At 68.9% G+C, this 13,420-nt stretch carries 7 protein-coding genes; 2 read left to right on the top strand and 5 right to left on the bottom strand.

The window, feature by feature from the left end; all coding sequences use genetic code 11:
• The first annotated feature begins 133 nt into the window (after positions 1 to 133).
• A complete protein-coding gene (locus ACIA8K_RS16445) occupies positions 134 to 2,656 on the top strand; it encodes a DEAD/DEAH box helicase (RefSeq protein WP_396059517.1) in 2,523 nt (840 codons plus the stop codon).
• 5 nt (positions 2,657 to 2,661) lie between these two features.
• Here ACIA8K_RS16445 and ACIA8K_RS16440 read toward each other — a convergent pair whose 3' ends face one another.
• The 4 genes from ACIA8K_RS16440 to ACIA8K_RS16425 all read right to left on the bottom strand — a co-directional run bounded on the left by ACIA8K_RS16440 (position 2,662) and on the right by ACIA8K_RS16425 (position 9,048).
• A complete protein-coding gene (locus tag ACIA8K_RS16440; protein WP_396059515.1) occupies positions 2,662 to 3,252 on the bottom strand; it encodes a hypothetical protein in 591 nt (196 codons plus the stop codon).
• On the bottom strand, positions 3,249 to 3,575 hold the full coding sequence (locus tag ACIA8K_RS16435; protein ID WP_396059513.1) for a hypothetical protein: 327 nt from the start codon (positions 3,573 to 3,575) through the stop codon (positions 3,249 to 3,251). Before ACIA8K_RS16435 ends, ACIA8K_RS16440 begins: the two co-directional genes overlap by 4 nt.
• The gene (locus ACIA8K_RS16430) at positions 3,568 to 8,403 is read right to left on the bottom strand and encodes a caspase family protein (protein WP_396059511.1); all 4,836 of its coding nucleotides are present in this window, start codon (positions 8,401 to 8,403) and stop codon (positions 3,568 to 3,570) included. The genes ACIA8K_RS16435 and ACIA8K_RS16430 overlap by 8 nt, the downstream gene beginning before the upstream one ends.
• A 123-nt stretch (positions 8,404 to 8,526) precedes the next feature.
• Positions 8,527 to 9,048: a hypothetical protein gene (locus tag ACIA8K_RS16425; RefSeq protein WP_396059509.1), complete on the bottom strand. Its 522-nt coding sequence runs from the start codon at positions 9,046 to 9,048 to the stop codon at positions 8,527 to 8,529.
• Between the two features lie 93 nt (positions 9,049 to 9,141).
• Between ACIA8K_RS16425 and ACIA8K_RS16420 the strand changes: the two genes are divergently transcribed.
• Positions 9,142 to 10,674, top strand: coding sequence for a hypothetical protein (locus ACIA8K_RS16420; protein WP_396059507.1), 1,533 nt, complete (start codon positions 9,142 to 9,144; stop codon positions 10,672 to 10,674).
• A gap of 1 nt (position 10,675) precedes the next feature.
• On the opposite strand, the gene ACIA8K_RS16415 is transcribed toward ACIA8K_RS16420, so the two are convergent.
• A complete protein-coding gene (locus ACIA8K_RS16415; RefSeq protein ID WP_396059505.1) occupies positions 10,676 to 13,417 on the bottom strand; it encodes a hypothetical protein in 2,742 nt (913 codons plus the stop codon).
• Positions 13,418 to 13,420: the final 3 nt, after the last annotated feature.

Raw genomic sequence — 13,420 nt, 5'->3', positions numbered from 1 at the left:
AGGTTGCCGGTCGGGGTAAAGGCGGCATCGGCGGCATATCGACATCTCGGCGGTACGGCGGCTTTGTCTGAGGTGACTGCCGGCGCACGGGTGCGCGTAAAGCCCGGTTGGCGGGGGAGTTACCGGACCAGGCATGATCGGTGACACCATGACCACGCTGACCGACCGGATTCCCGGCACACCGGACCCCGACTCCCTCTACGAGATCTTCAGCCTCTGGGCGCAGGAGAAGGGGCTCAGCCTCTATCCGCACCAGGAGGAGGCGTTGATCGAGATTGTCTCCGGTGCGAATCTCATCCTGAACACGCCCACCGGGTCCGGGAAGAGTCTGGTCGCGATCGCGGCGCACTTCGCGGCGCTGGCCCGGGGCGGCACCACGTTCTACACCGCGCCGATCAAGGCGCTGGTCTCGGAGAAGTTCTTCTCGCTCGTCGAGGTCTTCGGCCCGGAGAACGTGGGCATGCTGACCGGCGACGCCTCGGTCAACGAGGACGCGCCGATCATCTGCTGCACGGCGGAGATTTTGGCGAACATCGCGCTGCGCGAGGGCGTGGACGCGGACGTCGACCAGGTCGTCATGGACGAGTTCCACTTCTACGCGGAGCCGGACCGGGGCTGGGCGTGGCAGGTGCCGCTGCTGGAGCTGACCAAGGCGCAGTTCGTGCTGATGTCGGCGACGCTCGGCGACGTGTCCCGGTTCGAGAAGGACCTGAACCGGCGGACCGGGCGCTCGACGGCTGTGGTGCGCTCGGTGGAACGGCCGGTGCCGCTGCTGTTCTCCTACGTGACGACGCCGATGCACGAGACCATCGAGGAACTGCTCACCACCCACCAGGCGCCGGTGTACGTCGTGCACTTCACCCAGGCCGCCGCGCTGGAGCGGGCCCAGTCCCTGATGTCGGTGAACGTCTGCACCCGCGCGGAAAAAGACGCCATCGCGGAGATGATCGGCAACTTCCGGTTCGCGGCCGGGTTCGGGCGGACGCTCTCCCGGCTCGTCCGGCACGGCATCGGCGTGCACCACGCGGGAATGCTGCCCAAGTACCGCCGCCTTGTGGAGACGCTCGCCCAGGCCGGCCTGCTCAAGGTCATCTGCGGCACGGACACGCTCGGCGTCGGCATCAACGTGCCGATCCGCACCGTGCTCTTCACCGGCATGTCCAAATATGACGGCATCCGCACCCGGCTGCTGCGCGCCCGCGAGTTCCACCAGATCGCGGGCCGGGCCGGCCGGGCCGGGTTCGACACCATCGGCCGGGTGGTCGTGCAGGCGCCGGAGCACGTGATCGACAACGAGCGCGCGCTCGCGAAGGCCGGTGACGACCCGAAGAAGCGCCGCAAGGTGGTGAAGAAGAAGCCGCCGGAGGGCACGATCGGCTGGGGCAAGCCCACGTTCGACAGGCTTGTCGACGCCGAGCCGGAGCCGCTGACCTCCTCGTTCCAGGTGTCGCACGCGATGCTGCTGAACGTGCTGGCCCGGCGCGGCGACTTCTTCGCGCACATGCGCCGACTGCTCACCGAGAACGACGAGGAGCGCGCCGGCCAGCGCCGCCTCGTCCACCGCGGGATTCTCATCTACCGCGCGCTGCTTGCCGGCGGCGTGATCGAACGGCTGCCCGAGCCGGACGAGGACGGCCGCACCGTCCGGGTGACCATGGACCTGCAGCTCGACTTCGCGCTCAACCAGCCGCTGTCCCCGTTCGCCGTGGCCTCGCTTGAACTGCTCGACCGCGAGGCGCCGTCCTACGCGCTCGACGTCGTCTCCGTCATCGAGTCGACGCTCGAGAACCCCCGGCAGATCCTCTCCGCGCAGCAGTTCAAGGCGCGCGGCGAGGCGGTCAACGCCATGAAGGCCGAGGGCATCGAGTACGACCAGCGCATGGAACTGCTCGAACAGGTGACCCACCCGCGCCCGCTCGCGGAGATGCTCGAGGCCGCCTACGAGACGTACCGGCGCGGCCACCCGTGGGTCGCCGACTACGAGCTCGCGCCGAAGTCCGTGATCCGCGACCTCTTCGAGCGCGCCATGACGTTCGGCGAGTTCGTCGCGTTCTACGGCCTGTCCCGCTCCGAGGGCCTGGTGCTGCGCTACCTCGCGGACGCGTACCGCGCGCTGCGCCAGACCGTCCCGGAAGAGGCCAAGACCGAGGAACTCGTCGACCTGATCGAGTGGCTCGGCGAGCTGGTCCGCCAGGTCGACTCGTCGCTGTTCGACGAGTGGGAGCGGCTGCGCAACCCCGGCACCGATCCGCTGAAGCCCGCGCCGCTCGAGGACAAGCCGCCCGCCGTCACCCGCAACCTGCGCGCGTTCAAGGTCCTGGTCCGCAACGCCATGTTCCGCCGCGTCGAGCTGGCCGCGCTGCACCAGTGGGCCGCGCTCGGCGAGCTGGACGCGGAGTCCGGCTGGGACGCCGCCTCCTGGGCCGACGCGCTGACCCCGTACTACGAGGAGCACGAGGACATCGGCACCGGCCCGGACGCCCGCGGGCCCGCGCTGCTGCAGATCACCCAGGACCGTACCGAGTGGACCGTCCGCCAGTTCCTCGACGACCCGGCCGAGGACCACGACTGGCACATCACCGCGGTCGTCGACCTGGCCGCCTCCGACGAGGCCGGCGTCGCGGTCCTGCGAATCACCGACGTCGGCCGGATGTAGCGTTTCTACGGGCAGCGGGTCACCGGGGTCATCCGGGTGACGGTCGGCAACGCCACGACCGTCACCTCCCTGCCGCGGGCCACAGTCAGCATCCCCGACGGGGATGCGCTGAGAGTCCCGCAGAGCGATGAGCCGGCGGCCTCGACCAACACCAGCCCGTCCTTCGGCGGTGACGGGGCCAGCCAGGACACGCCGATCGCGACCGCCACCACGGCGATCCCGGCCAGTGTCAGTGCCCGCGCCCACCGGATGTCCCGCAACGATCCCTTGACCGCATCGCCGGTCCATCGGCGTAGATCCTCCGCCGTCAGCAGCGTATGGTCATCCGGACTTCCGGACGCGGCCCGAATCGCGATCAGCGTCGCGGACACCAGCAGGACCAGACCAAGGCCAAGGCCGATCAGAATCAGCACGCGGTACGCCTCGGACAGCTCGGCCACGGTATCCCGCCCTTTGACGATCAACACCGCCCCGAGAAGCCCGGTCAGACCTGCGAGTCCGGTCCGCCACGCTTCGGCTTGCTTGCGCACGGTCGGAAGCTGGTGAAAAGCCAGGTCATCCGCGAGGGCGTCCCACCGTAGGAGGTCGTCGCTCACTGAAGCTCCACGGTCCAGTAGGCCCCACACCCAATGAGCGTCTCCTCCGCCGGACGCTCGCCGTGCACGTTTCCGCAGTTGCAGCGTAGGAGGCGCGGTCCCGGCGGCGGCTTCGGGTGCGCGCGCTTGTTGAAGATCCCCTTGTAGCCGCTGCCCGACCCATAGGGCCAGATGCGACGGATCCGGCCGCCACAACCTGGGCAGATTCCGGTGACGAGGTAGCCACAGTTGTCCGCGAGCTCCTCGACGGTGAAGTCTGCGCGGTGATCATGGTCGGTGCGCAACCATAGAATGGGGCGATGGTCCGGTCGCTGCTCAGCCATCGGTTTCCCTCTCGTCCAGAACGAAGCCGAGGAACGCCGCATAGGGTCGGAGCCGCTCTCGAACCTGTTCGTGGTCCTCGCCAATGGCGGCTGCGACCATCGAGAGATGCTGCGATCCGACGTTCCCGGTGACGGCCGGTGCCCGTCCGTCACAGTGGACGGTGAGCGCTAGGAGATCTTGCCAGCACACAAGTCCGTCCGGGCAGTGCTCGACGTCGTAGTCGAGCGTGAGGCGAAGCGGTTCGAGACGGCGAAGGCGAGCGTCGGTGTGCTGAGGCGTCCAGCCGAAGCGTGCGGCTGAGCGGATGACGTCGAAGGCGTCGAAGCTCATCACCGGTTGATAGTTGCCCTGATCGTCGGTCTCGACCAGCAGGGCCCGATCCTGCGCTGTCACCGGAATGGTGGTGAACGCCGCACGCTGGCTTTCGTCGAGTGTCGGGATCGGCGCTCCGAAGCGACGGAACGGCTCAATGCGATCAAGGATCTGGGATATCGACTGTGAGTTCCAGATGAGTGCGTCAGCAAACTCATTGGGGGTCAGTTGCCAGCCGGTCGGCTGAGGTTTGATGTATGGGTAGCCGGCAAGAATCGAGCTCTCGTAGATATCAAGTGAGGTTTGCTCCTGCTTTAGTTCATCCATCGGCAGACCGTCCAGGATTGCATGGTCCGAATATATATCCTCCAGCAATGAAGCTACCGTGGAAATGGTGGAGCTCATTCTATGAGATATTCGTATTATTTCCGGTACGGTCGCCTGATGGAAATGCTTGAAGGTCTCGAGCGGCCGTCGACGCTTGTTGAGCTTGTCGGCAAACTGACTGTCCTCCGGCCGGCCCATATAGCTTAGAATTCTGACAAAAAACTCGCTCTCCATTGCGTAGTCGTCGGTCTGCCAGAAGTAGCTCCATATCGGGTGTGCTGATTTGATGGCTTCCGTCTCGTCCTGAGTTGGAGCGATCTCCCTACTTGGACCGCCCTCCGGTAGGCGAATCAGCCCGGATTCGTGCAGGCGCTGCAAGGCTTCACGGACGGCGCCAATTGATTGACCGAGCTGACCTGCCAGAAGGAATATCTCGGCGTGGTTGAGCTCGCGGCCGGCGCAAAATGTAATCCGGAATGCTTCGAATTCCACCGGTGTGATCTCAGGTGGGTAGGCATCCCGCATGTCGACCTCGATGCCGAGCGGGGCAAACCTGTCCAGAATCCTCAGTACCTCGTCGGTCGACTGATTGATCGCCAGGACACGATTGGCGACCCCGGCGGGTGAGATGATCCCATGCGTCCATCGTTCCGCGTGTTCAGCGACATCGTTGGACATGTAGAAGATCTTGATGTCATTCGCGGTGAAGGTGTACCCGAGTAGACCCGTCAGCGACGAGCGGTCGGGGCCGGTCCAGCCGGGCGGTGCCAGCTTCTCGGCCCGGTCGAGCACCGTTCTCAGGGGTACGCGAAGGTCCCCTGAGGTTGCTGCGAGTGGGCCGCCGATAGCGATCGATGGGGTTCGGCCGGGTGGAGCCCAGGCTGCTAGCGCGGTCACGACGTCTCTTTCGTTCTTGTCCAGGGCCCGGTTGATTGCTGGGGTGTTCCGCGCTGCCGAGAGGTCGAGATCGAGGATGGCGAAGCGCCGTAGGCGGGTGAGCTTGTCCACAAGGACGGCGCCTTCCTCTTCCGCCAGCTCGAGAAGCATGCGGGTGGTCGGTGTGGCACGCCAGTCTGCGAGTCGGTAGGAGAGTTGATCGTGGAGGGCGTTGAGGATCTCAGCATCCAGTGGATGCACGACCGGGTACCCGTCAAGCCGGTCTGGAGAGGCCAGCTTCAGCCAGCCGGGTAGGCGCACGTGATCTCGCCATACCGCCAGCCGCCATCGGGCGAGCCATCCTTGGGCGCCGCCGTAGCCGAACAGGGTCCCACTGAGAATGTGTTGATCCAGTGGTATGCAGCCGACTTTCTGCGGCAGCGCCCGGACGCCATTCCCGAGCGCGCCGGCGACGACGATGTCCCGGTTCTCCGTGCACAGCCACTCGTAAATGTCGCCGGCAATGTCCGGCGTCTCCTCGGCGACACGCCAGAGCCAGGAGAGCGTCAGGCTGGGCCACTGGCCGAGGTCGGGCAGGGCGTTATGGACCTGATCACGGACCCACTCCTTGTTCCACGAACGCAGCTTCTTTCGATCCACGGTGAACTGCGGACGCTGGCGGCCGCGCAGATTCGCTACGAACCCGAAACGATCCTCGGCGGTGGAGATTCCGTCAGCGGCGAGGCAACCCTTACCGTTGACCCACCAGAAATCTTCGCCGACTTTGCATGAATCTTCACCGTCGTGCAGCTGTTCGGGAATCCATTCGTCCTGGAGTACACCGTCCTGGTGGACCTCCACCCGGTGTTCGGAGATGCGCAGCAAGTCGCGGATGGTGCGGAGTACGGACACGTCGTCGTCGCCGGTCAGATAGAGCGTTACCCTGGTGCCGGGCTCGGCGCGCTCCGCCGACGAGATCTCGAAGAGGCTGCCGCTGCTGGCGATGCGTACCCGGTAGCCGGTTGATCCCGGAATCTCCATCCGGTCCATCCGCCGGGTGACGATCTCGATCTCCTCGGCCAGCATGAAGTAGCTGAACACGCCTACGCCGAACTGGCTGTTCGGGATCAGGCGCAGCGCCGGATCGAGCTCCTGCCAGTCGGCCTGCTCCTGCCGGAACGCGGCTTGGTAGACAAACCGTTCGCCGGCATTGGCGAAGGTCATCTTAAGTGTCTGATCGTCCATGCCGACGCCGTTGTCGCGACACTGGATGTATGCGCGACCGTCTGCGTCCACGCCCTGGGTGAACGCGATGAGGCCCTCCCATGGGGCCAGTTCCGTGCCTTGCCGCTGTAGAAACTCCCGGCGGACGGCGCGGTATCTACAGGCGTCCAGCGCGTTCTGGTACAACTCGCGGATGGCCAGTTCCGGCTCTCCGTAGAGCTGACGGCCCATCAGCAGCTCGCGAATCTTGTCCTCGGAGAGGCGAAATCGCAGCAACGGCGTCTCGAAGCGGTCCTTGCCCCCATCGGTGTCCGGTCGCAAGCCGTCCTTGCTGACACTGCGGGGCAGCCCGGAGACACCTCTCAACAGGCTGACCGACGCGGAAAGTGTGTGCTCGACGCTCTTCGCGGCGATGTCAAGCGCATCGAACACTGCGGGGAACCGGCATGCGGCTTTGAGTTCCAGATTGTCGCCGTGCCGATGCCAGTGGGCCGCGTCGCCGGAGGAACCGACTGCCGCGTGCACGTCCGCCATGCTCATCTTCGAGCCGACGCCGAGATGATCGACAATCACAGGCGCCATCCGCCTCGGGTCGACCGCCATCAGACCGCCGAGCCACACCGCCGCGGCCAGTGTCCGGGTGTCGTCGGTGAAATCCCGGCCGACAAGCCGGCCCACCAGGCGCTGGTCCTCCGGTTCCGCGCCGGTGCACTGGGCCATCGCCTGCACGACACCGATTAGCTCACCTTCGGTGAGTGAGCCGGTGGACAGCGGGCGCAGCGCGTGCGCAAGTCCGGTGGCGGCGTCGGTGAACGCGGGTTCTTTCCACAGCGTCGCACGGTCGGACAGCCAACGATGTACGAGCCACATGGCCAGCGCGTTACGCAGCTCGTCGTACCCTCGCTTGCCGAGCCCTTCGGCGCGCCTGGCCACGTGCTCGTGCGCCTGATGAATGATTTCCAAGTCGGCGCGGGCCGACCGGGCGTTCGTCGGAGCGAACGAGGTCGGATCGACGTCGGGTGCATTGCGGATGCCGACGCTGTAGGCGATCTCCCGCAGGAACGGGGCCGCAACCGCGGCCGCCGCCTCCACTGCGGTTATCCGGATGTCCGGCGGCAGGCACTTCGCGGCGCAGGCCAGCAGCCGAGCGGGGTACTCAGGTGAAGCCCACGGATCCGCGAAGCGCGCCGCGGTCTCGAATGCCTCCTTGGACCCGAGCCACGCCGCCGCGCTCGCATCAGCGACTCCTACCGCGAGATCGCGGGCGGTCGTCTTGACGTCATCGGCGCAGGTGACGAATTGCCACAGCGGGCTGTCCCGGGCGGCGGTACGCCACAGCTCGCCGACGCTCTCGCCGTCGCAGATGATCACCTGATCCGGCCCCGGGCTTCCCGGACCGGCACGTGGGCCCGCGATGTACTCCGGTTCCGGGGCCGCATCGTCGTCGAGCGGCAACAGCATGGAGAGCTGCTGCCTCGCCGCGTCGAAGACCTGCCGGACGGTACGTGCGGGTTGACGAGGGCTGAGTGCCGCCGCGATCGCCTGTGTGAACGAGCTGCTGGTCGCGGTGTGGGTGCTCTCCTGGCCGGAACGGCAGCTGCTGATCAGCACGACCTCGGTGGGAGCGACGTCGAGGGTCGTCCGGGGCCGGAACGGCTGGTGCGCGGAGTTGCTGCGGCAGGCGTCAACGACGAACACGACCAGGCGGGCACGGCACTCTTCAATTCCGTCGACCGCGATCGGGACAAGGCTGGTGGGGACGAGTGTGCCCCTGCGTACCCTCGGATCCTGCGGTACGAGGTAGCTCCGACCGTCGTCGAGCGTCACGCCGTGGCCGGAGAAGTAGATCAGCAACACACCGCCCTCAGGCGCGGCGTCGACCGCGTCGCTGATGGCGGTTTGGATGTTGTTGCTGCTGGGCGGCTTGTTGTCCGAGGCACCGATGCCACAGCGCCGCACCGCGTAGCCCGAGGCCTCAAGCGCTGTCCGCATTCGTTCGGTGTCGGCCGACACCACATGCGGGATGGGAGTGAAAAGGTCGTGGTCGTAGGAACCGACTCCGATAAGCAGTGCGAGGCGATTGGTCACAGAGGCGTCCACTCTGCGAGGCGTTAGAGGATAGCCCTAAGTGTAGGAATGATTGTGTTGAGTGACGGCCGGAACGAGTCGGCCGTATGGGCGAAAAGCTGTGTGGGCAGTCGGGTAAGACGGTCAGCGCAGTGCGAGCCCGCTGAGGATCAGGCCGGCGAGCGCGACAAGCGCGGGCAGTGACAGCCAGAAGGCGTGTGTGCTGCCGGTGGCGCGGCGGCCCCAGCGGTGCAGCCTGGTGCGTTCGTGTTCGCGGTCGGACGCGCGCAGCAGCTCCTCGACCAGGCCGGACCCGTCCAGCGCGGCCCGGAACACCTCGGCGCGGCGGCGGTTGCGGTGGTACAGCTCCGTGTAGCTGGCGGCGAACGCGGTGCCGAAGCCGCCGACCAGCACGATCGCCAGGCCGGCGGGCAGATCTCCGGCGCCGACCCGCTGGTCGGAGAAGACCACAGCGATCAGCACGGACGCGGCGACAAGCACGAAGTTGACCGCGCTGGACCGGAGTGACTCGGCGTGCCGGGAGTGCGAACGCACGTCCGTGTACATGCCCCAGAGCAGCTCGCGGTCGTGGGCGTCAGTGGGACCGGCCTCGTTCATGGGACTCCCGTCCGCGTCGGGACTCTCCACGATAGAGGGCCGTGTCACAGGTGGGTCCGCGCGGCGGGGATCCACTACGCTCGGGCCGGGACACCTGGTGGTGAGGAGATCGCAGCGGTGGGTGACCACGATCCGCGGTGGATGCGAGTCGGCCGGGAGGACCACGCGTTCCTGGTCCGGGCGCTACGGCTGCGCGGCCAGAGGCTGCACGACGTCACCTGGCTTGAGGACGGGCGCAGCGGCTCCCCGGTCGGGCTGGTCGAGGTCTCGTCCGCGACCGGGTACGACGGCGTGCGCCTGCTCAAGTGCATCCCCCGGGCGAACGAGGCGGCCGCCGCCGCGCACCGGGCCGTCCTTGACGACAGCCCGGCCGGTTTCCGCGGGTCCCACCTGGTCGAGCTGGCCGGCGACCCGATCCTGACGCCGTCCTGGCACGTGATCTTCCAGCGCGTCGCGGAGGGGGATTTCAGCCGGGTGCGCCAGCTTGCGGACGCGGCCCGCGAGCCGGATTTCGGCAGGCGCTGCCGCACCGTCGTCGGCGCGCTGCTTACCGAGTGGAACGCGGTGGCCGCGGTGCCGGTCTGGGAGATGACAGTCGCCGACTTCCTTGACGCGCACGTCGGCGACCGGCTGGGCCCGGACGGCGCACTGACCCGCTGGCTGGCGACGCAGCGGGACCGGCCGGACCGGCTCGCCGCCGGCCCGCTGGCACTGTGCGCGTCGCAGGCGACGGTCCGGAAGGCGTTCCACGGGCGGGCACACGGCGATCTGAGCGTGCGGAACGTGCTGTTGCCCGTCGACCCGGCCGATCCGGGCGCGTTCCGGCTGATCGACTACGACAGGTACTCGTCGCACGCGCCGCTCACCCGCGACCCGGCCCACCTGCTGATCTCGATCGCGACCGAGCGGGTGAGCGGCTACGCGGCCGGCGCGGAGACCCGGACCGACCTGATCCGCGCACTTGTCGAGCCGTCGTTCACCTCGCCGGAGACGGCCGGGTTCGCGGAGATCGCCCGGCAGATCCGGGAGGGCGGCGAGCAGTGGGCGGAGAGCAAGGGCGGGCTGAGCGAGTGGCGCGCCCAGACGTTGCTGTCGATCGTGGGGTGTGCGCTGCGGGCCGCGTCCCGGCCGTTCCCGGACGAGGACCGGTGGTGGTGCCTGCGGGTGGCGTCCGTGGCGGCGGCCGCCTTCCTCGGCCTGCACCCGGAGGCGGCCCAGGCCGGCGGCGTACCGCCGGAGCCGGTGACGTCCGAGCCCGCCACTGTCGCACCCGCGCCCTCCCCGTCCGTGCCGCCAGAAACCACTCCACCCGTACCCGCGGCGTCTGAGCCTTTGATCTCCGGGTCGTTGACTGGCGGCGGGGCCGCCCCGCTGATGCGCGCGCACCTCGCCGCGCTGCGGGACGCCATGGACCGGCTGTCCACCGTGCAGCCGCAGGCCTGGCGCGGACAGCTGTGTGACGACGCGGAGCGGGAGGTGAACGACCTGTCGGTGATCACCGCTGCCCGGGAGGCCGGGCCGGGCGACCAGGGGCGGCAGGTTCACGAGGTCCGCGCGTTGCTGCGTCAGATCGCGTCCGGGATAGACGAGATCCGCCGGACCGGTCCGGGCACCGCGTCCGACCTGGCCCGCGCCCGGGTAGCCGCGCTCGAGAACGCGGTGCGCCGCCTGTGAGCTACGGCGTGACCTCCGCGTCCACGTCGTTGATCGCGGTGAGGACCCGCGCGATCCCGTGCCGGTCCAGGGCCTCGCTGTAGGCGTTCAGCGCCTTCGCCAGGTAGGTGGTCGCCTCGAAGAACAGCTCGTCGCGGTGGTACTGCCGGGCCATGGCCGCGTGCGTGCGGCCGAGCTGGAGCCGGACGTCCGCGAGCGCGCACCAGTCGCCGTACTCCTCAACGATGCTCTCCGCCCGGTTCAGCTGGATCCGGCCGTCGCCGAAGTCCTGGCGCCGGGCCAGGCGGAGCAGGCCGCGCACCCGCCGGATGCCGGCCTCCATCGTGCCCGCCGCGATCCGCGCCTCGCGGGCCTCCTCCCGGTCCTGCTCCGCGAGGTGCAGCTGCTCCTCGGCCCCTTCGAGCGCGCCGGCCAGCAGCAGCACCTCCGCGAGCTGCAGCCGGGATCTGACCACGCCGACCATGCTTCCGGTCCGCTCGAACGAGACCACCGCGGCGGCGGCCCGGTCGGCGGCGTCCTCGGCCAGCCGGGTGCGCTCCACCGGGTCCTTCGTGTCGCGCAGCCGGCACAGGTGCAGGCGGGACACCCGAAGATCCACGATTGCGGTACGCCCCCAGTCGTCCGCGCGTTCCCGGGCCGTGTCGAGGTGGTCGATGCCCTGGTGCCAGCGCGCGTTGCGGATCTCCGACTCGGCGAGGCAGAGGCGGAGCGCGAAGTCCACTGCCTCGTCGCCGTTGTCCCGCCCGATGCCGTCGTACCTGTCGTGCTGCAACCACTCGCGGGGGAACAGGTGGCCTTCCGCCTCCGCGAGCAACAGCGCGATGAGCGTCCGCTCCGCTGTAGCTTCCTCGCCGGGGTCGGCCGGCGCGTGGTCCCGGGCCGTCTCCAGGCTCACGTGCGCAAGTGTGAAGTTGCCGATCCGGAGCCGGATCTCGCCGATCCGGCGCTCGCTCTGCGCGCGGAACAGCCGCAGCCGTCCGGCCCGGACCTGGTCGGTCTCCTTGTCCGCGACCGGCCCGGCCTCGCTCGACACGTACCGCAGCAGCTCAAGCGCCTCGTCGTAGTGCTCGATGCCGATCAGGTAGCCGCACCGGGCGAGCATGACCGAGATCCGCGCGTAGTCGCCGCCGGTCGGGTCCGTCTCGGCCGCTGCCGTGGCCGCGTCGAATGCCGCACGGCAGCGCTGCCGGTCAAGCGCGCGCGGCACGCAGTCGCCCAGGTGCTCCATGATCCGCCAGACCAGTTCGGGTTCGCCGTTCTCGGCGGCGTACAGCGCGGCGGCGACCAGGTTGAGGTACTCGGCGCGGATCCAGCGACGCGGCTGCCTGCTGATCCGAACGGGAAGGTCGAGGTCGGGGAGGTACGACGGCGACGCGGGACGGCCGCGCGCGAAGCCCGGCTCGATCCGCCGCAGCACCGCCTCGACGATCGCCAGGTACTCGGTGAGCAGCCGCCGGCGCGCGGCCTCCCGGGACGCGGCGGGCACCGAGTCGAGCTTCTCCGCGGCGAACCGGCGCACAAGCGCGTTGAGCCGGTACCGGGCCAGGCGGGCGGTCCGGTCCGGGCCGGAGTCCGCGACGAACTGGGCCGCGTACAGGCTTGCCATCACGTCCTCGGCCTCGGTGAACCCGATCTCCAGCAGCGGCGACAGCACCCACGGCAGGAACGAGTCGGAGCCGACAAGCGCGAGCATGCGCAACGCCTCCTGCTCCCGGGGCAGCAGCCGGCCGTCGTACTCGTCGCGGTACTGGCCGCCGATGTCGTGCTCACGGAACTGGAAGACCTCAAGCGGGCGGCGTACCGAGTCCAGCTCGCGCGACACCTCCGCGAGCCCTTTTCCGGGCTGGCCCCGCCCGGCCGGCGCACCAGCGGCCCGCTCCCCGGCGGCCCGGAGCGCCCGGGGCAGCCGACCGGCCTGGCGGACGATGCGGGCGGCGTAGACGGAGTCGGCGAGCGGCCGATCGGACACCATGGCCAGGCGAAGGATGCGTACCGCGTCCGCGCGGGTAGCCTCGCCGACCCGGACGGACGGGCCGAGCGAGCGGCGGCTGGTGACGATCACGGTGCAGCCGGGCTGGAACGGGATCAGCTCCTGGATCTGGCCCGCGTCCTCCGCCCCGAGCAGCACGATCAGCACCCGGCGGCCGTTGAGCAGCGTCCCGAACCGGCGTGGGCCGGCCGGCTGGCCGGGCGCGGCCAGGTGCGCCAACTCCGCGGTGAATGCCTCAAGCACGTCGTTGGTGCTGCGCCGGTCCGCGGAGATCCGGAAGTCGAAGCAGACCCGGCCGTCCGGGTGCTCGTCCGCGACGCGGTGCGCGAAGTGAAGCGCGACAGCACTCTTGCCGGAGCCGGCCGGGCCGTGCAGGTAGAGCTGGACCGCGCCGGTGTCCTGACCCTGTTGCCGCCGGTAGCTCTCGGTAAGCAGGTGCAGCTCGGCCTGCCGCCCGGCGAACGGGCGCGGCGCGGGCAGCGCGGCCGACGCGGCGGACCGGACCGGCGGCAGCGGCTCGCTCACGGCTGCCTGCGGCTTGGGCACGCCGGGCGCAGCCAGCGGGTCCAGCCGCCGGATCACCACGAGCGCGGTCCCGGCCGCGGTAAGCATCGGCAGGAGCAGGAACACCAGGTACACGGCGGGGCGGTAGTCCATCGACACGACGCCGGCGACGAGTTCGAGCGGGGTCAGCGCGAGCAGCACGGAGACGGCGTAACGGCGCAACCGGCGCCGGGAGGACCGGTCCGACATGGT

The organism is Catenuloplanes sp. NPDC051500 (assembly GCF_044454585.1).
Taxonomy (GTDB): Bacteria; Actinomycetota; Actinomycetes; order Mycobacteriales; family Micromonosporaceae; genus Catenuloplanes.
The sequence above is the reverse complement of the archived record's forward strand: the minus strand, read 5'-3'. Positions and strand labels throughout refer to the sequence as shown.

Excerpts from the sequence above, each read along its gene's own strand:
- ACIA8K_RS16445 (WP_396059517.1), top strand. The coding sequence starts at position 134 with ATGATCGGTGACACCATGACCACGCTGACCGACCGGATTCCCGGCACA.
- ACIA8K_RS16435 (WP_396059513.1), bottom strand. The coding sequence starts at position 3,575 with ATGGCTGAGCAGCGACCGGACCATCGCCCCATTCTATGGTTGCGCACC.
- ACIA8K_RS16420 (WP_396059507.1), top strand. The coding sequence starts at position 9,142 with ATGCGAGTCGGCCGGGAGGACCACGCGTTCCTGGTCCGGGCGCTACGG.
- ACIA8K_RS16415 (WP_396059505.1), bottom strand. The coding sequence starts at position 13,417 with ATGTCGGACCGGTCCTCCCGGCGCCGGTTGCGCCGTTACGCCGTCTCC.